The organism is Nitrosovibrio sp. Nv6, from assembly GCF_900110495.1.
Lineage (GTDB): Bacteria > Pseudomonadota > Gammaproteobacteria > Burkholderiales > Nitrosomonadaceae > Nitrosospira.
Window position 1 is genome coordinate 1 of sequence record NZ_FODX01000006.1, and the last position, 22177, is coordinate 22177.

Genomic DNA, 22177 nt, shown 5'->3' on the forward strand with positions numbered 1-22177 from the left:
TATCGCCACCGCCAGCATGGTGATCAGTCCAAACTTGTACCACCTTGAGTCATACCACAGCGACATGTCGTAATCCCGACCGCCCGACTTCGCCTTACTTGACGTTCCTAGTGTTGTTGCCATATCGTTTTCCTCCTGTGACCAATACTTGAACTTGAAAATAAAAGTCAACATTCAGTTGGCGGAAATAATATTCCGCCAGCGAATTTTAGACTTTCCTGTTTACAAAAGAGTTCCGCTTTTCTTCGATCTGGTTTTTTGCAGGTTTTGCACACCCACTCCTTAGCACCACCTGAGAAACCTTTAAACCTCCTCTCCCCGCAAAGGTTTACTCCGCTACAAGAACTACAAGAACCGATATCCTTCGATGATTGTGCTAAAGCGCGAGGACGTTTATGCTTCCGGTAAAGAGCGGATAAAATCACCGCCTCAGGCCAATAAACCAGTGCCCCTTCAGATTGCGAGGAACAGCAATTCTGCCGGATTCAGGTTGAGTGCAGCCGAAATTTATCTACGTCGCTAAAGCGTTTTTTTGACTGTCCTTGATTATAGGAAATATTCATGAATTTTTCAGACCGCTGCTGGTTTTTTTTTATGTTTTTTTTATTTGTTTCTGTTGCCGAGGCTGGCGCGATTAGCAGTCTCAAGAATTTTATGCAGAATACGCGAACTGTCCGGGCGGCATTTTCGCAGATGGTTCTCGATAAAAACGGACGTGTGGTGCAAAGAGGGGGCGGTACGATGCAATTCGAGCGCCCGGGTAAATTTCGATGGATTTACGAGAAACCGTACGAGCAACTGATTGTTGGCGATGGTGACCGTATATGGTTCTACGATCATGACCTCAATCAGGTAACCGTCCGCAAGCTTGATGTCGCTATCGGCAGCAGTCCAGCCGCATTGCTCGCGGGAAGCAGCGATATCGAGAAAAGCTTTGATCTTGCTGAAATGGGCCTGGATGACGGTATCGAATGGCTTGAAGCCACACCCAAAACCAAGGAAAGTACGTTCGAATGGGTCCGCCTGGGATTTACGCCAGAAGGCATACTAAAGGCAATGGAGTTGCGCGATCATTTTGGCCAGACCACGGTGCTTACATTTTCGGAGGTGGAACGAAACCCCAAACTTCCACAGGAATTGTTCAAATTCAGTCCCCCTGAGGGGGCGGATGTGATCAGTGATTGACCTGTTCGAGCAGCGCGAGCCTGCCGCGCCGCTTGCGGAACGCTTGCGTCCTCATGCACTGAAAGACATTGTCGGACAGCAACACTTGCTTGGTCCCGGGAAGCCCTTGCGTCTGGCGTTTGAATCGGGCAAGCCGCATTCAATGATATTGTGGGGACCTCCTGGCACTGGCAAGACCACTCTTGCTCGGCTCATGGCATTGGCGTTTGATGCGGAGTTCATCGCGCTTTCGGCAGTGTTATCCGGGGTCAAGGATATTCGTGACGCAATTGAACGGGCGCGGGCCGTGTTGCAGCAGTCGGGACGCCACACCATTCTGTTCGTGGATGAGGTTCATCGCTTCAATAAAGCGCAGCAGGATGCCTTTCTACCCTTTGTAGAACAGGGATTGGTGACGTTCGTTGGCGCAACTACCGAGAATCCTTCGTTTGAAGTCAATAGTGCCCTGTTATCACGGGCACAGGTTTATGTGCTAACGGCCTTATCGGAAGATGAACTCGCTATCCTGTTCGAGCGTGCAAAGAACCTGGCATTGCAAGGACTGGAGTTTACGGATGATGCCAGATCGTTATTGATCGAATATGCAGACGGTGATGCCCGGCGGCTACTCAATTTTCTTGAACAAATAAAAACCGCGGCGGTAACCGAAGGAATTACAAAAATAGGGGTGGAATATGTGCGGAGCGCGCTTTTTCGCAGCGGGCGCCGGTTTGACAAAGGTGGAGATGAGTTTTACGACCAGATCTCGGCGCTGCATAAATCCCTGCGGGGCTCCAATCCCGATGCCACGCTTTACTGGATGTGCCGCATGCTGGACGGAGGGGCGGACCCCCGCTATATCGCCCGGCGCCTGGTTCGAGCATCTGTGGAAGATGTCGGGTTGGCCGACCCGCGTGCGCTGCGGGTAGCCTTGGACGCCTCCGAGACATACGAACGTCTCGGCAGTCCGGAGGGCGAACTGGCGCTGGGGCAGGCAGCGCTATATCTTGCTTGTGCGCCCAAGAGCAATTCCGCCTACGTTGCTTATAATAAAACCCGGTCTGTTATTAGTGCCGATAAGTCGCGTCGCGTACCGGAGCATTTGCGTAACGCGCCTACCCGTCTGATGAAGGAACTGGGCTTCGGGCGAGACTATCGTTATGCTCATGACGATCCCGAGGCTTATGCCGCTGGGGAAAATTATTTTCCTGAAGGAATGCCGGCAACGAGATTTTATGAGCCGTCAACACGAGGGTTCGAAAGTAAAATTGCGGAAAGGCTGGCGCATTTGCGCGAGATGGACAAGCAGGCGAATAAAAATTCTAAATAAGGGCATTTGAATGAAGCGTTGTCCGGCCCCCGCTTTTTCGGAGTAAGCATGTTAGACATTCAGTTGTTGCGCACCCATCCAGACCATGTTGCAAGACTCCTCGCCACGCGCAACTATGTTTTTCCCTTGACGGAATTCGGCGCGCTGGAGGCGGAACGAAAGAATATTCAGACCTATACCGAGGAACTGCAGGCGCGGCGAAATGCTGCATCGAGACAGATCGGTAATGCCAAGAGCAGAGGAGAGGATGCCAGCAGCATCCTTGCGGAGGTGGCTCATCTCGGCGACGAACTGAGGCAGGCGGAAACTCGGCTGCAACAAACACAAGCGGCATTGCAGCATATATTGCTGCAAATTCCCAATCTGCCGCATAGCAGTGTACCTGAGGGTAAAAGCGAAGCCGATAATCGGGAAGTGCGCCGTTGGGGAACGCCGCGCTCGTTCGATTTTGCAGTGAGAGACCATGTCAGCATAGGCGAGAGTCTGGGATTGCTGGATTTACCAACCGCGACCAAGCTCAGCGGTGCACGGTTCAGCCTGATGACAGGCGGCCTCGCACGCCTCCACCGCGCTCTGGCGCAGTTCATGCTGGATATCCATACGCAGGAGCATGGTTATACTGAAGCGTATGTGCCATATCTGGTCAATGCGGATAGCTTGCAAGGCACCGGACAGTTGCCTAAATTCAAGGATGATTTGTTCGAGATCCCCCGGAAAAAAATGGGTATGGTCGAATCTCTTCCGCGAAATGAGGGGCATGCTCCGTTATCGAGCAACCTCCGATGTGAGTATGAAGATGACGATTTGTATTTGATTCCTACTGCCGAAGTACCGCTCACTAATATCGTACGGGATCGAATTGTTGCTCTTGAGTCGCTTCCCCTTAAACTTACCGCGCATACCCCGTGCTTCCGTTCGGAAGCCGGGAGCTATGGTAGAGATACACGCGGGATGATCCGGCAACATCAATTCGAGAAGGTGGAGCTGGTGCAAATCGTGCATCCCCAACGATCTTACAAAGCGCTGGAAGAGCTTACCGGGCATGCCGAAACGATTCTTCGGAAACTCGGACTGCCTTATCGCGTAATGGCGCTCTGCACGGCCGACATGGGTTTTGCGGCGACCAAAACGTATGACATCGAGGTGTGGCTGCCGGAACAGAATACCTATCGAGAAATTTCATCATGCAGTAATTGCGAGGCGTTTCAGGCACGGCGCATGCAGGCGCGTTTTCGCAATGAGAAAGGCAAACCGGAGCTGTTGCATACCCTGAATGGCTCGGGGCTGGCCGTGGGAAGAACGCTCGTCGCGATTCTGGAAAATTTTCAGAATCCGGATGGCAGCGTATCGATTCCTGAGGTTCTGCGGGATTATATGGGTGGCCTTGGCCGGCTCACAGCACAGACCGCATGATAAATGAATAGTAAACCATATAAATTTTTTAATCTTAGGGGGGTTTAACTATCATGGAGAAGAAATCTGGTGGCGAAGGTTCTTCTGACAAAACCGCAGGCAAAAAGGTCGACAAAACCGTGAGTAAAACTGCAGGCAAAACCGCAAGCAAAGCAGCGGGTAAAACGCCGGGTAAAACTTCGAACAAAACGGCAGTCGCGCTGGAAGCCGAAGTGCGCAACACGATGGCTCAGGGAAGTGATGTTCGGCAGGAAGTGCGGGATCTGACAGTGAGAGCCCTGAGTACGCAAAACCAGGATCGGGAATCGCTGAGGCACGTTATGACAGCTGTGATGAAAGGCGTACGCGAAGGAGCACAGCAAAAGCTGCAACAATCACCCTTACACACGCAAACCGCCATGAAACCTATGCGCGATGCCGTGGCTGGATTGGATTCCGCACTGGCGCAGCTCGCCGAAGCTTCGAAACTGGCATTGGAGGAGGCTGCAGGCCGTGCGCAAAAGTTTTCAGATGAGGAGCTTACGCGGGTCCGCACCGATCTGGAAGGTGTTGAAAATCTCTTCCTGGATGTCTTGCAGGGATCCGCTTCCGCTGCTCAGGATCTGGTGAAGGAAACCTTGGGTGATCTTGTGACGCACGCGAAGCGCAACGGGACAGCTGTCGGTTCTGCGTTGCAGGATACCCTTTTGACTTTCAACCGGCAGATGACCTTGGCCGGACAAAATCAGCTTGAAGCGGGCTTACAGTTGACTCATGCCATCACCAATCTGATGCGCCAAACGGCTGCTGGCGTTCTCACGGGCATTGCAGAGCGCGTTAAACCAGAGGATAAGCCCACAGGAAATCGGAGTTGAAAGATTTTTTGGCTGGCTGCTCAGCGAAGTCCTGCCGACAGACCCCTGGACGTCCCAATGCACGCTTGCTCTGCGGCATTTAAAGCAATTACAGGGAGCCCTGGCATTGCTCTACGCTGATATGCAAATCAGATGCTGCACCCATCTTCATCGCAGGCTCGATTTTCCGCGATTGCCGGACCTGTTTCCGGCGGGCTTGCCGATTCATCAATTTCTTCGGAAAGTAATGCGCCAATGGAAAATCCGACTGTGAGATCACTCACGTGTCCAAATTTATGCAAACGGATGCGGCCCGTTTTGTCTATCAAAATGAGGGTGGGCGTCCCCTGCATGCGGTAGGCGTGCATGGTCAGGGGAATGCCTTGTGGCTGGTCTTCATATTTATCAATACCAATCGGGAAGCGCAGCCGATATTCGTGCACAAAAACCTCGAGCGCCTCACGCCCCATCACGGCATGATGTTCGAAAACCGTGTGCAGTCCAATCACCGCTACGCGATTGGGATCAAACTCCTGATATATTTTCTGGGCCTGCGGAATACCGATCTGTACGCAACCCGGACAGAAGATTTGAAAGGTATGCAGCACAACCACCTTACCGCGTAATGAGGCGAGCGTAAGGGGGTGAGGTGTATTAAGCCAACCCGATGTCTGCAGTTCCGGCGCCAGGCTTGCCCTGATACTCTTGTTTGTTTCCGCCATTTTTATACTCTCAAAAATAATCCGTTTACTATTATAAGCGAGCGGCTGAATAAGTCCTAATAGCGGGGCGGGACGAATTTTGGCGGATGTGTGCTTAAAAACCCAAGGGCGAGGGGCGAAGGAGAGGACAGGAAACAAGGGCTAGGTTTTCTTCGTACCGGTCAAGCGGGAGGAGCCGGGGCAAATGAGTCGAAGTATTGCCCCGTCGATATTAGTTTGGCCGCAAACCGTTTTCGTCCTTAACGGTACGGCGATACCGGGAAAATTGTCCTGAAAGTAGCGGTTTCCGCTCGCGATCGCATATGTCGGCGCTTGCCGGTCGCTTGACTGGAACCGCGCCATTGCGAAACCGCCCCGTTTCCTTATGACGAGCCCAGCTTTGGGTCGTACTCCAGGTCGTATTTTGAAACTCCAAAAATGGGAGCGCCGTCATTCATGTGGCGGTAGATAATCGGAATCTGTTCCGATGCGGGTCAGAGGATCCGGCAATGACAAGTGAGTAAATTTGAGTTTGATGGCTGATAATCACCACAATGCAAATAGGGTAAAATCACCACAATTGGAAAAGGGGAAAATACCGATTTTTAGAATAAGGGCATTATTGGTACCGGCTGCCAGGATCATGTTTCGTTCTTGTACGCCCCATTCCCGTGTGGTAGAATTTTTCCGTTTCAGTAGTGGTGTTTCGGCGACCAATTAAAGCGGATACCGGAAAATTTTGAAAAGCTGGATCAGCTTGAATGGAAAAAAGCGGAAATATAGCCGAAAGACCAGGTAATACATGGATTTAAGTGACGCTTCAAGTCATGCGTTTTGATTAAGAAGATAAGCAAAAAACATAAAATGGATCATGATGAAAACATATATCCATTTCGTGGGCTTCCGCTTGATTCCCGATTTGATGAACGCGGTATTAGTATCAACCAGGGAATTTATTGTTCAGGTTCGAATAATGGCGGTGCATAATTTTTTATGTTTTTAGTTGAAACCCGGAACTTATGTAAATGCCGTTATTCTTAGTGTTTGAAATTCGCATAAAGCCAGCATAAAAAACCATAGTGAAACTATAGAATAACACAATTACCGACGTTCGCAACATGGCTATTTACGCAGGACAGATCTGGTAATGAAGAGACTTGCGTCCGCCGTCTGGCGGTATCGACCTAAGCAAAAAATGATCTGGAAGCCAGTCCGTGAGGCCGGTCACACATTGTGGAATTTTAGAATTATTGGCTCGTACTGTAATCAGTAATCAAGTGGGGGGAAATATGAGCAGTAAAGCAGCAGCAAGCATAGTGGGGATGATGGCGATCGCGTTGTATTCCGGATTGGGGATGGCGGCGGCGGATCCTTACCAGTTGAATTTGCCCGAGCCGCAGACGATCATAGCCAGGCAGATATATGATCAGCACACCATGCTTTTGTGGATTTGCCTGGCGATCTTCATTGGTGTATTTGGCGTCATGTTTTATTCGGTACTCAAGCACCGCAAGTCTGTTGGTTACAAAGCGGCAAACTTCCATCACAGCACCACGGTCGAGATCATCTGGACCATCATCCCGTTCTTCATCCTGGTGGGAATGGCTTTTCCTGCCACCAAGACCATCATCGCGATGAAGGACACCTCCAGTCCTGACATTACCATCAAGACCACCGGGTACCAGTGGAAATGGGGATATGACTATCTGACGGGAGAAGGGGAAGGGATCAGCTTCTTGAGCAACCTCGCCACGCCCCGGGCGCAGATAGAGAATGCCTCGCCCAAGGAGGAGAACTACCTGCTGGAAGTGGACAACCCCGTGGTAGTGCCTGTCGGCAAGAAGGTTCGCATCATCATCACCGCCAACGACGTCCTGCACGCCTGGTGGGTACCGGCATTGGGCGTCAAGCAGGACGCCATCCCCGGCTACATACGCGACGCCTGGTTCACGATTGACAAGCCCGGCACCTACCGCGGGCAGTGTGCGGAGCTGTGCGGCAAGGACCACGGCTTCATGCCGATCGTGGTGGAAGCAGTGGAGCCTGAAAAATATACCCAATGGGTGGCGGAACAGAAGAGCAAATCGGCTGCGGCAGTTGTGGATGTCAGCAAGGAATTCACGATGGACGAGTTGAAAGCCGAAGGCGAGAAAGTGTATGCCGCCAACTGTGTTGCCTGCCATCAGGCCAATGGCAAGGGTATTCCCGGCACATTTGCCGCGCTGGACGGATCGAAGGTAGCCACGGGTCCGAAGGCAGGCCACATCGACATCGTCATGAACGGCAAGACTGGCACGGCAATGGCTGCATTCAAGCATCTGTCGGATGTACAAATCGCGGCGGTGGTCACCTACGAGCGCAATGCCTGGGGTAATGCGGCAGGCGACGTAGTGCAGCCATCGGAAATCAACGAATTCAGAAAATAGCATCAAGGAGGAAACCATGGCAGCAGTACACGATCACGACGTTGCGCACGCCCACGACCATCATCCCAGCGGCATGATGCGCTGGATGATGACAACCAACCACAAAGATATAGGCACGATGTATCTGTGGTTCAGCTTCATCATGTTCCTGACGGGTGGGGTGATGGCGCTGACTATCCGCGCCGAGCTGTTCCAGCCCGGCCTGCAGATTGTCAATCCCGAGTTTTTCAATCAGCTGACCACGATGCATGGGCTGATAATGATTTTTGGCGCCATCATGCCGGCCTTTGTCGGATTTGCCAACTGGCAGATTCCGATGATGATCGGCGCTCCGGACATGGCCTTCGCCCGTATGAACAACTGGAGCTTCTGGCTGCTGCCGCCGGCGGCCCTGCTGCTGTTGAGCTCGTTCTTCGTACCGGGTGGAGCCCCTGCCGGTGGTTGGACCATTTATCCGCCGCTATCCGTGCAGATGGGCATGGGCATGGATATGGCAATCTTCGCGATCCATATCATGGGTGCTTCTTCCATCATGGGTTCAATCAACATCATCACGACCATTCTGAACATGCGCGCGCCCGGTATGACGCTGATGAAAATGCCGATGTTCGTCTGGACCTGGCTGATCACCGCCTACCTCCTGGTGCTGGTAATGCCGGTACTGGCGGGCGCGGTCACCATGCTGCTGACCGACCGCAACTTCGGCACCAACTTCTTTAACGCAGCAGGCGGCGGCGATCCGGTGATGTTCCAGCATATTTTCTGGTTCTTCGGGCATCCGGAAGTCTACATCATGATTTTGCCGGCGTTCGGCATTGTCTCCGAAGTCATCCCGACTTTTGCGCGCAAGCCATTGTTCGGATATTCGTCGATGGTTTACGCCACTGCCTCGATTGCCATCCTGTCGTGTATCGTCTGGGCGCATCACATGTTCACCGCGGGCATGCCGGTAACCGGACAGCTCTTTTTCATGTACGCAACGATGCTCATTGCGGTGCCCACTGGGGTGAAAGTATTCAACTGGACAGCCACCATGTGGCGCGGCTCCATGACTTTCGAGACGCCCATGCTGTTTGCCATTGGCTTTATTTTCCTGTTTACTCTTGGCGGCTTCAGCGGCGTGATATGTGCTGTTGTCCCGATAGATATTCAGGTGCAGGATACCTACTATGTGATTGCGCACTTCCACTACGTACTGGTATCGGGTGCGCTGTTCGGAATATTTAGCGGAGCTTACTACTGGCTGCCGAAATGGACCGGACACATGTATGATGAGACGCTAGGAAAAGTGCATTTCTGGCTGACCATGATCTTCTTCAACCTTACATTCTTTGTCCAGCACTTCCTGGGATTGGCGGGCATGCCGCGCCGTATTCCCGATTACGCACTGCAGTTTGCGGATTTCAACATGATTTCCAGTATCGGCGCCTTCGGCTTCGGCCTGAGCCAGTTGCTGTTCCTCTATGTTGTACTGAAATGCATCCGCGGTGGGGCAAAAGCACCTGCTAAAACCTGGGAAGGGGGCAAGACGCTGGAATGGACTCTTCCATCACCCGCGCCGTATCACTCCTTTGAAACACCCCCGGTTGTCAGGTAAACAGGGGCTGATATGAGGGATAACGCAGAGAGAAGGCGTGGTGCAATCAGGACAGCCCTCTTTCTGCTGGTGATCGTGGTCGGGATTTTCGTTGCCGTCATTGTGAAAAACTTGTGATGAATACAATCGAAGCCAACTCCGTAGTAATGAAAAAGCTGCTGATTTTTACAGTAGTGATGTTTGCCTTCGGCTTTGCATTGGTCCCATTTTACGAAAAGATCTGCGAGGTCACAGGTCTCAACAACCTGTTGCAGGCGGATACACTTGCGGAGAACCCACAAGTTGACACTACCCGGTGGGTGACGGTAGAGCTCGATGCCAATATCCAGGGGCTGCCTTGGCAGTTCAAGCCCCTCCAGTCCAGCTTGCGTGTACATCCCGGCGAATTGGTGGAAGTGATGTATGAAGTCAAAAACAATTCCGACCGGGAGATCAACGGTCAGGCAATACCCAGCTACAGCCCGCAATTGCTTGCCAAGCACCTGAAGAAACTCGAATGTTTTTGTTTCAGCAAGCAGGTATTAAAGCCGAACGAGACGCGGCAGATGCCGGTTCAGTTCGTCATTGAGTCGGGTTTGCCAACTGACGTCAACACCGTAACCATCTCGTACACCTTTTTCGAACTGGCGGGTGCCAACGCTGCAAATTTGGTTACCAAAACGAATCAGAGCTGAATGACATCGGCAGAAAAAAACAAGAAGGCGACGTTTTGGCAAATAGCAAAAGCAGTATCATGGGCTTTTTTCGGGGTGCGCAAGCAGAGCGATCTAGACATGGACGCGAGCAACTTAACGCCGAAGCAAGTGATAATTGGCGGTCTTATAGGTGCAACCCTCTTTGTTCTGACCTTGATATTGCTGGTTAAAGTAGTAACAAATTAGAGATTAATCAATTACACGCAGGAGAAAGAGCATGAGCCAGGGGAGTCACTATTACGTTCCAGCGCCATCGACTTGGCCTATCACCGGGTCAGTAGCGCTGTTATTCATGGGTTTCGGCGCGGCATTTTCAGTCAATAAGATGCCGCTGGGCTACGGGTTGCTGGCATTTGGTTTCGCCGTACTCATTTATATGCTGTTCGGCTGGTTTGGCACTGTCGCACGGGAAAGCGAAAGCGGCAAGTTCAACCAGCAGGTGGATAAATCCTTCCGCTGGGGGATGAGCTGGTTCATCTTTTCCGAAGTCATGTTTTTTGCCGCCTTCTTCGGTGCGCTGTACTACATGCGGATATATTCTGTTCCCGAGCTTGGCGACCTGGAGCATAAATCACTATGGCCGGATTTCACGGGGGACTGGCCTACCGCGGGTCCCGGCATTACCGAAAAGTTCATGCCCATGGGACCGTGGGGTCTCCCAGCCATCAATACCGTTCTGCTGCTGACCTCGGGGGTGACGGTTACGTGGGCGCACTGGGCGCTCAAGCTGAACAAGCGCGGACAGCTCAAACTGGGACTGTTTCTCACATTCGCCCTGGGATTTCTCTTTGTCGGCCTGCAGGCGTATGAGTATGGCCACGCCTACTCCGACCTCAATCTCAAAATGTCCAGTGGCGCCTATGGCGCAACATTTTTCATGCTGACGGGTTTCCACGGCTTCCATGTGACGCTGGGTTCCATCATGCTGTTCGTCATCTATTGCCGTGTGCTGAAGGGACACTTCACCCCTGAGAATCACTTTGGCTTTGAGGGAGTAGCCTGGTACTGGCACTTCGTGGACGTGGTCTGGCTCGGACTGTTCATTTTCGTTTACTGGTTGATATAACGGCTTGCGCACTCATACCGCGAATTCAGCCTATCATTGGCTTAGCGGTATGATGCCGAAATAAGTTCCGAGCATTAACAATGCGAACAAAAGAACCGACAGTCCGATACGCAGGGTTAAGGACTTGACCGCCCGTGTTCCTTGTCCTTTGTCCTTGATCAGGTAATACATGGCGGACGCCAGGCTGGCAAGGATAAAAAACATGAATAGAGCAGCAAAGATTTTCAAGATCAGTCCCTGTAATAATGGCGTTTAGGATTAAGTTTAGCGGAGTTCTGCACACTATCCAATGACTATTTTAGGCTGGCGGTTTACGCCGCGATTATGGTCAACGATAGCCGCGGCGGTTGTCATAGTGATAATGGTGCAACTTGGCAATTGGCAACTTTCCCGCGCTCGGGAAAAGGAATCACGGCAGGAGCAGCTTGATCTCCGTTCGCGGGAACCGGCCGTAGCGCTGTCAGCGGTTCCAGTCAAGCTGGAAGATTTTCAATACCGCCGGGTCGAGGTACGCGGAAAGTACGTTCCCGAGCACACGATTTATCTTGATAACAAAATATACAAGGGGTTGGTTGGCTATAACGTGATCACCCCATTGAGAATTGGAACAAGCTCAATGCATGTTTTGGTAAATCGGGGTTGGATAGTATCGGATCGGGACCGTAGCAAATTGCCGCAAATAGCTACGCCCGACGACCCGGTAGTTGTCTCGGGAGTCGCGACGACAGCGAATCAGAAAACACTGGAGCTATCAACGGAAATGATAGCTGGACAGGTTTGGGAAAATCTCGATCTTGAGCGCTATCGAAGCGCCACCGGGTTAGCAGTGCAGCCGGTAATGATATTGCAAACGGACGATGTGAAGGACGGTTTGGTGCGCGAGTGGGTGCGGCCGGGTTCGGGGTCTGGCAAGAACACGGGTTATGCCTTTCAATGGTTCGCGATGGCGCTCGCTGTATTGATTATTTATTTGGTGTTAAGTGTCAAACAAGAGCGTTCCTAACAAAAGCAGGCGCACGCTGATTTTAATGTTCGTACTGTTGTGCGCGCCTATTATCGCTTCTTATGCGCTGTTTTTCGGGAACGTACGACCTGGCACCGATAATTACGGCGACCTGCTCGAAGTCAAGACCTTGACGGGTACCGGATTGAACTACACTGACCAGACCATATTCCGTGTGCGTGACCTTCGAGGCAAATGGGCACTGGTGTCGGTGGATTCCGGAAAATGTGACGAGCAATGCCGCCAGAAACTGTATTACATGCGCCAGGTGCGCCTGATACAAAACGCGGAAAGGGAACGGATAGAGCGGGTATGGCTGATTGATGACGGCGAATTACCTTCGCCTGAACTCGTGAAGGAATTTGAAGGCACGTGGTTTATCAACGCGAAGGATAGTGACCTGCTCAAGTCGATTCCAGGGAAAACTTCGCAGCGCGACCACATTTACGTTATTGATCCTATCGGAAATCTCATGATGCGTTTCCCCAAGGATCCGGATCCGAAAAAGATGTCAAAGGATATTAAACGATTGCTCAAGGTATCCCAGTTGGAACATGCAATGGGGACCGATAAAAGGCACTGAGGCTTGCCGAACGCAATGAAAATCTGGATATGAAAGCCGATTACCTGCAACGGCCCGCAATTTTCTGGCAGTTGCTGTAATTTTCGAAAGTCGCTAGGTGCAGGCTCATTGCCTGCGATGAATAAGGAGAGGAATGTTATGACCACTACGAGTATTGCCTGGCAGCAAACTGCGTCGCGTATGCAGCAATTTTACCGGTTAACCAAGCCGAGAGTAGTGTCCCTCATTGTTTTCACTGCCGTCATCGGCATGTTTCTTGCGGTTCCTGGTGCTGTTCCCTTAAACGCCTTGATATTCGGCACGGTGGGAATTGCTTTCGTGGCGGGCGCCGCCGCCGCGGTAAATTGCCTGGTCGAACAAAAGATCGATGCGGTGATGGCTCGTACGCGCGGCAGGCCCTTGCCACGAGGAACCGTTACATCGCCCGAGACCCTGTTTTTTCTGGCGCTGATCGGTGGAACAGGCTTGCTGATGCTTCATCAGTTGGTGAATCCACTGACCATGTGGCTGACTCTGGGGACCTTCGTTGGCTACGCAATAATCTATACGGTGATACTGAAACCCAATACTCCCCAGAACATCGTCATAGGCGGCGCTTCCGGCGCAATGCCGCCGGTACTCGGTTGGGCCGCGGTAACCGGCGAAGTTTCCGCCGACGCTCTGCTTCTGTTCCTCATAATCTTCGCGTGGACGCCTCCGCATTTCTGGGCGCTGGCACTCTACCGAAAACTGGAGTATGCGAAGGTAGGCATGCCAATGCTGCCAGTCACACACGGTGATAAATATACCCGTTTGCAGGTTTTGTTATACACGTTGATACTCATCGCCGTGACATTGATGCCTTATGCCACGCAAATGAGTGGACTCATTTATCTTGCAGGTGCGGTAGTGCTGGATGCCGTATTTCTGTACTATGCAGTAAAAATCTACCTTGATTATAGCGATGAGCTTGCGCGGAGGGCGTTTCGTTATTCCATCGTGTATTTAGCCGCGTTGTTTGCCGTGCTATTAGTAGATCATTACATCCGTTTCTAACCGGTTGCGTGTGAGATATAGGCCCTTTACCTTTAACACGCTGGTATTAACGGCAATAGTTTTCCTGCAGGCACTTTTTCTAACGGCCTGCAGCGATACAGCGAAGCCCAAGCCGGAATTTCTCGCGACGGATATCAGCAGCGTCAGTTTCGGCAAGGATTTTCGCCTTGCCGACCACACCGGTAAAATGCACACCTTGTCGGACTTCAAGGGCAAGGTAGTCGTATTGTTTTTCGGCTACACTCATTGCCCTGATGTATGTCCCGCAACCATGGCCAATCTTGCCGCCGCCATGGAGAAACTCGGCCCGCAGGCCGACCGCGTACAAGTATTATTCGTAACGGTAGATCCAGAACGCGATACCCCTGCAATCCTTCAGCAATATCTTTCGGCGTTCAATCCCGCATTCCTTGGCCTTTCCGGTAACCCGCAGGCAACGAAAGATGTAATAAAGGAATTCAAAATTGTTGCTCAAAAGCAAGCTGGAGAATCTCCCGGGCATCATACCGTGGACCATTCCACCGGAACCTATATTTTCGATACCAGCGGCAAGCTCCGGCTATATGTCACTAGTGATAAAGGCCCGGATGTTTTTGCACACGATATTGCGGAACTGCTAAAAGCATCGGAAAAGTAACGGCTGACAGAAGTTCGCGCCGGGGGGAAGGAAAGTAGCGATTTCTCTTGAAACCGGATTAAAGCAGAGGTCGAGCAGTTTGCACTGACCTGCATTAGCGATCCGACATTAAGGAAATAGCTTCCCGGGGTTTAGAATATTGTTTGGGTCAAATACCCGTTTGATCTGTTTCATCAGGGCCAGTGTCGCGGAATCAATCTCTTTCCCGATATACGTGCGTTTTTCGCTACCAACGCCGTGCTCCCCCGACAATGTGCCGTTGAGCCTGATCACCAGATCGAATATCTCGTTCAGGCACATCTCGGCGCGCTTCATCTCCTGCTCAACCTCGGGATTCACCAGCAAATTCACATGAATATTGCCATTGCCGGCATGACCGAAATTGACATTTGCAATACCAAACCTGGCGCTCAGGCGGCCCAATTCATCCAGAAAGACCGGTAGCGCTGAAATGGGCACAACGACATCCTCGTTGATTTTCTTTGGGGCGATATCACGTAGTAACGGAGACAGCGATTTTCGAGCGCGCCATAAGGTCGAGGCATCCTCGGTTTTCTCCGCATGAATCAATCCCTCATTGCGGCATGCCGATAGAACCTCCGCGCATGACTCCGAAATATAATGTTCGGGTCCATCCACTTCGATCATCAGCATGGCACAAGCATTCGCCGGCAACATGTCTGGATACCGGCTACGTATCAGACCAAGCGCGCCCGCATCGAGGAACTCAAGCGCACTAGGGGTCTGAGGAAGCGCCATAACCTGAAGTATAGCCGCAGCACAGCTTGCGATATCCCGGTAGTGCGCTGTGAGACCACCATAGGCTTGAGGAAGGGGAGTGAGCTTGAGCGTTGCTTCTGTAATCACCGCCAGCGTACCCTCCGAGCCTATCAAAAGCCGCGTAAGATCGTAGCCCACCACGCCTTTGGTGGTATAGCAGCCGGTCCGGATTATTTCACCGCTTCCCAGAACCGCTTTCAATCCCAGCACATGATCACGGGTGGTGCCGTACTTCACAGCGTGAGGACCACCTGCGGAGGTGGCCAGATTCCCCCCAATGCTCGAGTAAGCCGCGCTGGACGGATCTGGCGGCCAAAAGAAACCATAAGGCTTGGCGGCATCCTGCACCGTTTGGTTAATCACTCCTGGCTCAGCAACAATCACGCGATTGGCGGGGTCGACCGTGATAATACGCAGCATCCGTTCCAGCGATAATGCAATACCGCCCTGTTCAGGAAGACTTCCGCCCGAGGTCCCGGTACCACGTCCGCGCGGCGTAAGCGGGATATGATACTCATTACAAAGCGCGACGACTGCTTGCACTTCCAACGCGGTAACAGGAAATACCACTGCATCGGGGGGGAAAAGTTTGCGGGTATTGTCGTAAGCATAGGCATAACAGTCCACTGGGTCCGTATAAAACCGGTCTGAGGGAAGCAGGCTGTCAAGTTGTGCGACGATAGCAGGCGACAGCATCAGGAAGCTGCGCCAGCCATTGGATCAACCCTACGACTACAAGAGTGCAAACACCTGATACGGCGAAAAGCGCCCAAAACAGTCACTCCAGGTACTCGAAAACTTTCACCACCTTTCGAACCCCGCCTGTTGACCTCGCGATATCCACCGCACTCTCGGCTTCATTGACCCGTACAAGCCCAAGCAGGTAGACGATCGCATCCTCCGTCACCACCTTCACGTGATTAACCTGAAATTTGCCGCCATCCATAAAACGCGCCTTGACCTTGGACGTAATCAATGCGTCATTACTACGGGAGGCAAATGAGCTCTCTCCTCCAACTGCTATCTCATTTGTAACCCCACGCACATTTTCCACGCCTCTCACCAGTTTCTCCACCTCCCTTTTCAAGGCTTCGGTTTGAGCTTCTCCGGTAAGCAGCACGTTACGGTTGAAGCTGGTGATATTGACATTAACACTTCCGCCCAGCTTTTCACGGATCCGCCGGTCGCTCTTTATCTCAATTCCTTCATCCTCCACGAACATACCGCTCGTACGCCGATCCTGGGATACCGCCACCCCGGCACCGACACCCGACGCGACCCCACCCGCAACCAGTAGCGCGCAGCCCGAAAGGAGGGGAAACAGCAATACGAGCAATAGCAGCCCGTTCCAATTCTTATATTGCATCAGTACCCCTAACAAAACCATTATCCAATGAACACGTGATGCAGTCATCCTTCAAAAAGAATTCCGACACCAGGAAAATACAACAATACAACGCTTCGCATTTGACCAAAACACCTTTGAATTGTCAAATGTCTGAATGCATTACAATTATCTAAAAATGCAGATCTCTCATGCCACCCGCCAGCCGGGACAACAGTCTAACCCAAAACCTGAAATTACTGCCACGCCAGCTCCAGTTCTATTCACCAAAAGCATTTTTGATCCATTCTACATCCTCACCGTCATGACCTGATAACAATACCGCATCGAAGCGGCAGGGTGGCTCAAACTTGAGAGAAGCGAGATAATGCCGCGCAGCGCGCAACAACTTCCCTTGTTTCACCGACGTTATGCTGGCTGCTGCGCCACCAAAGGCGGCGTTCGTCCGCATCCGTACCTCAACGAACACTAATGTTGTCCCGTCACGCATGATGAGATCAATCTCCCCAAAGCGACAGCGGTAGTTTCTCTGAATCAAAACAAGGTTATGATATCGAAGAAACGATTCCGCGTACCGCTCTGCCCCGCTACCATTCAAAATGAGCGCTCCAGTAATATGTTTACCCGCACTAATCGGATATCAGCACGTATGCGGATAAACCGGCAATAACTTTCTTACAATGCGCCTGACCCCGCTCATTAGCCAAACACCTCATCAATGCATTTCCCCAAAATAATAATATCACCGGGCATGTTATACGTCGTTGCCACGCCAATAGGGAATTTGCGTGACATCACTCTGCGGGCGCTTGATGTACTTGCGGCGGTAGACGTCATTGCTGCGGAGGATACTCGAACCACAGGGCATTTGCTCACCCATTATTCGATACAAAGAAAGATGGTTGCCTTGCATCGGCACAATGAAAGCACTACAGCAAAAAAAATCGTGGGTTTACTTTCACGCGGACAAGCTGTAGCGCTTGTTACCGATGCCGGTACACCGGGAATCTCCGACCCTGGCGGAATTCTGGTAAAACAGGTACGGGAACAGGGCTATAACGTGGTTCCGATTCCAGGTGTGAACGCGGCAGTATGTGCGCTTTCAGTAGCAGGTACCACCGAGCCGCATTTTCTGTTTTATGGTTTTCTTCCTGCCAGTGCCGGATTACGCCGACGCGAGCTGCAAAGTTTAAAATCCCATCCTTATACCCTGGTATTTTATGAAGCGCCCCACCGCATTCTCGAGTGTATTTCCGATCTAGCTGAGGTGTTAGGCGTACATCGCCAAATCACGATCGCGAGAGAGCTGACAAAGTTGTTCGAGACAATTCACACCTGTGCCACCGGCGAAGCGCTGGCGTGGCTCCAGGCTGACTCAAACCGGCAGAAGGGCGAGTTCGTGTTATTACTATCGGGAGCGGAAGCGCGGGGCCAAGGCGAACTGAGTGACCTGGCCCAGCGGACACTGGCAGTGTTACTGCAAGAGTTGCCGTTAAGACAGGCAGCTAAGCTCGCCGCAGAAATCAGCGGGGAAAGCAAAAATATGCTTTATTCCCTGGCACTAGCCCTACAGAGCGAAACTACTCCGAGAAAATAGCCAGCCAATCCTTATCTGGACTGCGGAATCCGAAAGCGCCATGGAAGGCTCATCATAAACAAACCCAAAACTCGGGTGATTCCTTGTCAGAAATCCCGGGAAAAAGAAGCCCGCAAGCATCGCGACTGATGAGTACTGGCGCAAGCATGGGGCAGCGACTATAATCACCCCGTCGCAGGGTGACAATTTGATCGGTTCTTGCGAACGTGGGTAGTCCCCACGGACATTTAAATTTTTTGGAGAGATTGACTATGAAAACACCTGCTACCTTTTATCACGCTGGCTGTCCTGTATGTGTCGAGGCCGAGCATCAGATTGCTGATGCGCTGGATCCCGACCGTTACGAGGTTGAGCTCGTAAATCTCGGCGAGCAAAAGGATAGAATCGCAGCTGCTGAAGCGGCTGGCGTCAAGTCGGTTCCCGCAATTGTTATCAATGGAGCACCTTTCCACATAAACTTCGGCGCCCCAATGTCGGCATTGAAGTCCTAATTGCGGCGGAATGGCGGGCGGACCGCCCGCCATTCATCCTCATGTCCATCGCAACCTCTGTGACGCCCCTGATACCATCCCCAAATGCAGTCCCTATAACCTGAACAGTACTCCCACTTCTTTTTTCCTCCTCCCCTCTCAAGAGCGCTTGGCTCGCCCGCCGACGAAGCTGCTGATAGTCTGACGAGAATCACCCCAGTGGCATGGCTGAATCCGCCAGAGCCAACTCACTGGCCAGCTCATTGGCATGTGGGCAAAACACATAGTTAGCCTCTATACTGAATACCGTCTGCCCTATTGACCAACGATTTATGCGGGAGGAACCAGTGGAACTCATTTTATGGCGTCATGCGGAAGCCGAGGATGGTTTGCCGGACAGTGCACGAAGACTTACGGAGAAGGGATTAAAGCAAGCCCAGTCAATGGCTGAATGGCTTAAACCGAGATTGCCAAAAAACACGCGAATCATAGCCAGCCCAACCATGCGCACCCGGCAGACTGCAGAAGCACTTGATGATGATTTTGAAACCGTCAAGGAAATCGGACCTGCCGTGTCGGCGAAAGCGATTCTCTCCGCAGCCGACTGGCCAAATGCCAAAGGCGCAGTTGTGGTGGTAGGCCATCAACCCACACTAGGGGAAGTCGCAGCCCGGCTCATGTCCTGCGATCCCATGGAGTGGAACATCCGCAAGGGTGCGGTATGGTGGTTCAGTTACAAAAAGAAGGAAGGTATCGCGGAAACAGTTTTGCGAACTAGCATATCTCCAGACATGTTGTGATACTCATCCGTAGTTCGAAATCAGGCATTCCACGGCAATTTCGTTGACCCAATCGAATTCCATCGATCCCACGCGCCATAATGGCTTTTGATCGGGCCTACAGGCAGTGCAAGCAGAACCAATAGTAATCCTGCGATAATGCTTGCCGCAGAACCCATATCAGAATAGCCCGTCAACACCAGGGGAGCAGGAATCAGCCACATCCCAAACATGATGTTGGCAAAGCGCAACGGACGGCCCACTTCACTCAACGCCATAATCGAGAATGTGACGACGAGCGAGCCGATCAGGTGGTCGCTATTCGCGGCCGCCCCGGTGGCATCGAAGGTGACGCGGGAAAACATCAGCGCAACGCCAATGATAACGCTGGCCGTCATATTCCACGTAAAGCGGACACCAGCTCCCATTATCTCGCGCAGCACCGCCATCGGGGGTCCTTCAAAGTTACTGGAATAATCCGGGCTTCCGCCTTCTATCGTGTCTCCATGCCACAATACATGCCACCATGATTTGCCATTCTTATGCCGGTCTTTGAGGAACTGCAGCGTCGCCAGAATCTCATCGAACGAATACGGAATCTGTAGCAGCATCGCTACCGCGGCGATCAGGCATAACGTGCACCACGTACCTATTACAATCGGCTGGATGATGATGAAGTAGATACTTACTACGCCCAGCGGCACAATCAATACTCCGAATAACAGCACCATCCAGGGCATAGTGCGCCAGCGCCGTTTGTCGCCGATCAGGCCGGTCAGAATTTCCATTACATAGACGGTTGCACCCAGGCCGGCATCCGCTACCGGCCATGCCTCGGATACCTCGGAAGTAACGATGCGCGCGGTGCCGTCGCCAAAGAATGGATCCCAGACATTTTCGATATGGCCCAATTGAAACGCGGCCATATAGCGCGAAAGAAATAAGCCCACAAACGCCAGCGCTACAATCGGAATACGATTGGTCATCCCCGAGGGGCTGTAGCTCCAACCGGGCGGTGTGTCGGGACCGCTCATCCGGGCGATGGCGCCGATACCGGGCGGAGGTGATACCACCACTGCCAACAAAATAACGAGCGCGCCTATCAGGGTATCGTTTGCATAGACTGCCGCACTAGGCGTCCAGAAAAAAAGCGGCGCAAACAACAACCAGATACCGAGAATGGCTGTAACCCAGCGTGCCCAGCCATTGTCACGCGACACCGATAGAAAGCCGAATAGCACGATCAGCAAGCCCGTGACGACATCACTGGCCGTCATCCAGGTGGCTGACAATGGAAGGCCGCGTTGAGTAGGCGTAACGAGATCCTCGGCTACCATCCACGATTCGGTTAGCCCAAAAATAAATGGACTCGATATCAGCCACAATCCCAGCGCGACGTTGGCAAAGTGGCACCAAACGGTTTGCCTGTGCTCGTGCCGTTCCTGCTGGTTGTTTTGAGCAATAAGGGTCGCGCTGGGAAGATGGCTTTTTTCCATTTCTTCCAGCCATAGCGGCATCGCTATTTTATTGCGCTTGTACCATGCGGCAGGGCTTTGTTTCAGATTACCGACCATTTTCGGCAGTGTTTCGCGCAGCGTATGACTGGGGCTCCAGTTCAGCACCTTCTTCGCCCGGGAAATATCCAGTTCGAAATGATCGTCGGACAACGCTACCATGAACGGTTTGACGAAAGGTTCAACCCCTCGATCAATGGTGTCCGGAACAACGTCTTCAATTTTGTTCTGCAACCAGGCACCCGCAACCGCCACTGTTTTTGGAACCTGATGAGTAGCCCACGGTTGGCCATGAATCAGCTGCCCCATCAAATTCTGCAGGCCTTCATAGCTTTCCGTGGTCGGCTCGCCTATCAACAGTGTAGTTTCCTCTGGTAACTGCGAGCGTCGCTCCACTGTTTCGCGAAATGCGCGCGCTACGTCATCCAGGTGTACAAAGGATTGACCATGAGACGGATTGCCGGGAAATACATGGCTCTGCAGTTGGCGCTCATAGATACGTTGAATCTGAGTACTCAGGGATGGCACTTCACCCCAGTCCGTATAGACGCCTGCCAGGCGAAATATCACGAACGGAATACGTCCGTGGTGCGCGCGAACCTCGTTTTCCGCCGCCACCTTGGATTCCGGATATGGCCATTTTGGTTCAAGAGGCCCTTCTTCGCTGATGGGCAAGCCCGGTTCCGAAGGCGCATGCACCAGCATGGTGCTGGCATATATGAACTGCTCGACGTCAAATGCCTGCAGCGCTTCCAATAGCCGCCGGGTCCCCTGCACATTCACCTCTTCATACAGGGGATTCGGTTCATCCGAGAAATCGTAAAAGGCAGCCAGATGAATGACGGATGCAATGCGTTGTCCATAGCGCTGCCGCAACTGTTCGCATGCGGTTGCCATTGCCTCATCGGACGATATGTCCACGGTAATGCAGTTCAATGCGCTATCGCATTTCTGCTCGAAACCGACGATCCTATAATCCTCGCCCAGTGCCGACGCAATGCCTTTACCGATTCTGCCTTCCGAGCCGGTAATGAGGACAAGTGGCTTTTTCGCAGATATGCGATTTTTCATTTCATCGCCGGAGTGATGGGAGCGAGCCATGCAGCGGTCCTGTTCGGCCACCTCTGTCCGCCACTGCCCTATCTCCATGCTCGTCCAGGTTCAGCCAACCGCGGGCGTAGCTGCCTCCCTATTCATAAATTATGCACA

22 protein-coding genes are annotated in these 22177 nt (G+C 52.2%); 16 read left to right on the forward strand and 6 right to left on the reverse strand.

Annotation, left to right across the window (positions count from 1 at the left end; genetic code table 11):
• Positions 1-561 precede the first annotated feature (561 nt).
• Genes lolA through BMX66_RS11875 form a run of 4 tightly spaced genes read left to right on the forward strand, consistent with a single transcriptional unit; the run spans position 562 to position 4761 of the window.
• Positions 562-1185 (forward strand): outer membrane lipoprotein periplasmic chaperone LolA, encoded by a 624-nt coding sequence (gene lolA, locus BMX66_RS11860; RefSeq protein ID WP_090882470.1) that lies wholly within the window; start codon positions 562-564, stop codon positions 1183-1185.
• Positions 1178-2494 carry a replication-associated recombination protein A gene (locus BMX66_RS11865; RefSeq protein WP_090882472.1) on the forward strand — a complete coding sequence of 439 codons (1317 nt, stop codon included), beginning with the start codon at positions 1178-1180 and terminating at the stop codon, positions 2492-2494. Before lolA ends, BMX66_RS11865 begins: the two co-directional genes overlap by 8 nt.
• Before the next feature lie 48 nt (positions 2495-2542).
• A complete protein-coding gene (gene serS / locus BMX66_RS11870; protein ID WP_090882474.1) occupies positions 2543-3907 on the forward strand; it encodes a serine--tRNA ligase in 1365 nt (454 codons plus the stop codon).
• A gap of 53 nt (positions 3908-3960) precedes the next feature.
• Entirely contained in the window at positions 3961-4761 is an 801-nt protein-coding gene (locus BMX66_RS11875; RefSeq protein WP_255398938.1) for a DUF6781 family protein, read from the forward strand.
• Positions 4762-4889: 128 nt separating this feature from the next.
• Here the strand turns inward: BMX66_RS11875 and BMX66_RS11880 are convergent, their stop codons facing one another.
• Positions 4890-5462: a redoxin domain-containing protein gene (locus BMX66_RS11880; protein ID WP_090882475.1), complete on the reverse strand. Its 573-nt coding sequence runs from the start codon at positions 5460-5462 to the stop codon at positions 4890-4892.
• Between the two features lie 1268 nt (positions 5463-6730).
• Between BMX66_RS11880 and coxB the strand changes: the two genes are divergently transcribed.
• The 5 genes from coxB to BMX66_RS11910 all read left to right on the forward strand — a co-directional run bounded on the left by coxB (position 6731) and on the right by BMX66_RS11910 (position 11225).
• Entirely contained in the window at positions 6731-7867 is a 1137-nt protein-coding gene (coxB, locus tag BMX66_RS11890) for a cytochrome c oxidase subunit II (RefSeq protein WP_090882479.1), read from the forward strand.
• Between the two features lie 16 nt (positions 7868-7883).
• Positions 7884-9464, forward strand: a complete 1581-nt coding sequence (gene ctaD / locus BMX66_RS11895; protein ID WP_090882481.1) for a cytochrome c oxidase subunit I — start codon at positions 7884-7886, stop codon at positions 9462-9464.
• 116 nt (positions 9465-9580) lie between these two features.
• A complete protein-coding gene (locus BMX66_RS11900; protein ID WP_090882483.1) occupies positions 9581-10138 on the forward strand; it encodes a cytochrome c oxidase assembly protein in 558 nt (185 codons plus the stop codon).
• Entirely contained in the window at positions 10139-10345 is a 207-nt protein-coding gene (locus BMX66_RS11905; RefSeq protein ID WP_090882485.1) for a DUF2970 domain-containing protein, read from the forward strand. It begins immediately after the preceding gene.
• A 31-nt stretch (positions 10346-10376) separates the two neighbouring features.
• Positions 10377-11225 (forward strand): cytochrome c oxidase subunit 3, encoded by an 849-nt coding sequence (locus BMX66_RS11910; protein WP_090882488.1) that lies wholly within the window; start codon positions 10377-10379, stop codon positions 11223-11225.
• Positions 11226-11258: 33 nt separating this feature from the next.
• Here BMX66_RS11910 and BMX66_RS11915 read toward each other — a convergent pair whose 3' ends face one another.
• Positions 11259-11453: a twin transmembrane helix small protein gene (locus BMX66_RS11915; protein ID WP_090882490.1), complete on the reverse strand. Its 195-nt coding sequence runs from the start codon at positions 11451-11453 to the stop codon at positions 11259-11261.
• A gap of 61 nt (positions 11454-11514) precedes the next feature.
• On the opposite strand from BMX66_RS11915, the gene BMX66_RS11920 reads away from it, so the two are divergent.
• The 4 genes from BMX66_RS11920 to BMX66_RS11935 all read left to right on the forward strand — a co-directional run bounded on the left by BMX66_RS11920 (position 11515) and on the right by BMX66_RS11935 (position 14483).
• Complete coding sequence (locus BMX66_RS11920; protein WP_255398939.1) at positions 11515-12228, forward strand: SURF1 family protein; 714 nt, start codon at positions 11515-11517, stop codon at positions 12226-12228.
• A 25-nt stretch (positions 12229-12253) separates the two neighbouring features.
• Positions 12254-12811 (forward strand): SCO family protein, encoded by a 558-nt coding sequence (locus tag BMX66_RS11925; RefSeq protein WP_090882492.1) that lies wholly within the window; start codon positions 12254-12256, stop codon positions 12809-12811.
• Between the two features lie 138 nt (positions 12812-12949).
• Positions 12950-13846, forward strand: a complete 897-nt coding sequence (gene cyoE, locus BMX66_RS11930) for a heme o synthase (RefSeq protein WP_090882494.1) — start codon at positions 12950-12952, stop codon at positions 13844-13846.
• A gap of 10 nt (positions 13847-13856) precedes the next feature.
• Positions 13857-14483 (forward strand): SCO family protein, encoded by a 627-nt coding sequence (locus BMX66_RS11935; RefSeq protein WP_255398940.1) that lies wholly within the window; start codon positions 13857-13859, stop codon positions 14481-14483.
• A 108-nt stretch (positions 14484-14591) separates the two neighbouring features.
• On the opposite strand, the gene BMX66_RS11940 is transcribed toward BMX66_RS11935, so the two are convergent.
• The 3 genes from BMX66_RS11940 to BMX66_RS11950 all read right to left on the reverse strand — a co-directional run bounded on the left by BMX66_RS11940 (position 14592) and on the right by BMX66_RS11950 (position 17206).
• The gene (locus BMX66_RS11940; protein ID WP_090882496.1) at positions 14592-15959 is read right to left on the reverse strand and encodes an FAD-binding oxidoreductase; all 1368 of its coding nucleotides are present in this window, start codon (positions 15957-15959) and stop codon (positions 14592-14594) included.
• A gap of 82 nt (positions 15960-16041) precedes the next feature.
• Positions 16042-16629 (reverse strand): BON domain-containing protein, encoded by a 588-nt coding sequence (locus tag BMX66_RS11945; RefSeq protein ID WP_090882498.1) that lies wholly within the window; start codon positions 16627-16629, stop codon positions 16042-16044.
• Between the two features lie 238 nt (positions 16630-16867).
• The gene (locus BMX66_RS11950) at positions 16868-17206 is read right to left on the reverse strand and encodes a YraN family protein (protein WP_090882501.1); all 339 of its coding nucleotides are present in this window, start codon (positions 17204-17206) and stop codon (positions 16868-16870) included.
• 153 nt (positions 17207-17359) lie between these two features.
• Between BMX66_RS11950 and rsmI the strand changes: the two genes are divergently transcribed.
• From rsmI to sixA, 3 genes are all read left to right on the forward strand, one after another.
• Positions 17360-18205 (forward strand): 16S rRNA (cytidine(1402)-2'-O)-methyltransferase, encoded by an 846-nt coding sequence (gene rsmI / locus BMX66_RS11955; RefSeq protein ID WP_255398941.1) that lies wholly within the window; start codon positions 17360-17362, stop codon positions 18203-18205.
• Positions 18206-18456: 251 nt separating this feature from the next.
• The gene (locus tag BMX66_RS11960; RefSeq protein ID WP_090882505.1) at positions 18457-18696 is read left to right on the forward strand and encodes a thioredoxin domain-containing protein; all 240 of its coding nucleotides are present in this window, start codon (positions 18457-18459) and stop codon (positions 18694-18696) included.
• A 326-nt stretch (positions 18697-19022) separates the two neighbouring features.
• Positions 19023-19475, forward strand: coding sequence for a phosphohistidine phosphatase SixA (gene sixA, locus BMX66_RS11965; RefSeq protein WP_090882788.1), 453 nt, complete (start codon positions 19023-19025; stop codon positions 19473-19475).
• A 20-nt stretch (positions 19476-19495) separates the two neighbouring features.
• On the opposite strand, the gene BMX66_RS11970 is transcribed toward sixA, so the two are convergent.
• Positions 19496-22039 (reverse strand): NAD-dependent epimerase/dehydratase family protein, encoded by a 2544-nt coding sequence (locus BMX66_RS11970; protein ID WP_177168785.1) that lies wholly within the window; start codon positions 22037-22039, stop codon positions 19496-19498.
• Between the last annotated feature and the right edge of the window lie 138 nt (positions 22040-22177).

Coding starts and splice junctions, on each gene's coding strand:
- cyoE (WP_090882494.1), top strand. CDS start 12,950: ATGACCACTACGAGTATTGCCTGGCAGCAAACTGCGTCGCGTATGCAG.
- rsmI (WP_255398941.1), top strand. CDS start 17,360: ATGTTATACGTCGTTGCCACGCCAATAGGGAATTTGCGTGACATCACT.
- BMX66_RS11875 (WP_255398938.1), top strand. CDS start 3,961: ATGGAGAAGAAATCTGGTGGCGAAGGTTCTTCTGACAAAACCGCAGGC.
- BMX66_RS11960 (WP_090882505.1), top strand. CDS start 18,457: ATGAAAACACCTGCTACCTTTTATCACGCTGGCTGTCCTGTATGTGTC.
- BMX66_RS11945 (WP_090882498.1), bottom strand. CDS start 16,629: ATGCAATATAAGAATTGGAACGGGCTGCTATTGCTCGTATTGCTGTTT.
- BMX66_RS11970 (WP_177168785.1), bottom strand. CDS start 22,039: ATGAAAAATCGCATATCTGCGAAAAAGCCACTTGTCCTCATTACCGGC.
- BMX66_RS11900 (WP_090882483.1), top strand. CDS start 9,581: ATGAATACAATCGAAGCCAACTCCGTAGTAATGAAAAAGCTGCTGATT.
- BMX66_RS11920 (WP_255398939.1), top strand. CDS start 11,515: ATGACTATTTTAGGCTGGCGGTTTACGCCGCGATTATGGTCAACGATA.
- coxB (WP_090882479.1), top strand. CDS start 6,731: ATGAGCAGTAAAGCAGCAGCAAGCATAGTGGGGATGATGGCGATCGCG.
- BMX66_RS11905 (WP_090882485.1), top strand. CDS start 10,139: ATGACATCGGCAGAAAAAAACAAGAAGGCGACGTTTTGGCAAATAGCA.
- BMX66_RS11880 (WP_090882475.1), bottom strand. CDS start 5,462: ATGGCGGAAACAAACAAGAGTATCAGGGCAAGCCTGGCGCCGGAACTG.
- BMX66_RS11940 (WP_090882496.1), bottom strand. CDS start 15,959: ATGCTGTCGCCTGCTATCGTCGCACAACTTGACAGCCTGCTTCCCTCA.
- BMX66_RS11925 (WP_090882492.1), top strand. CDS start 12,254: ATGTTCGTACTGTTGTGCGCGCCTATTATCGCTTCTTATGCGCTGTTT.
- lolA (WP_090882470.1), top strand. CDS start 562: ATGAATTTTTCAGACCGCTGCTGGTTTTTTTTTATGTTTTTTTTATTT.
- BMX66_RS11910 (WP_090882488.1), top strand. CDS start 10,377: ATGAGCCAGGGGAGTCACTATTACGTTCCAGCGCCATCGACTTGGCCT.
- ctaD (WP_090882481.1), top strand. CDS start 7,884: ATGGCAGCAGTACACGATCACGACGTTGCGCACGCCCACGACCATCAT.
- serS (WP_090882474.1), top strand. CDS start 2,543: ATGTTAGACATTCAGTTGTTGCGCACCCATCCAGACCATGTTGCAAGA.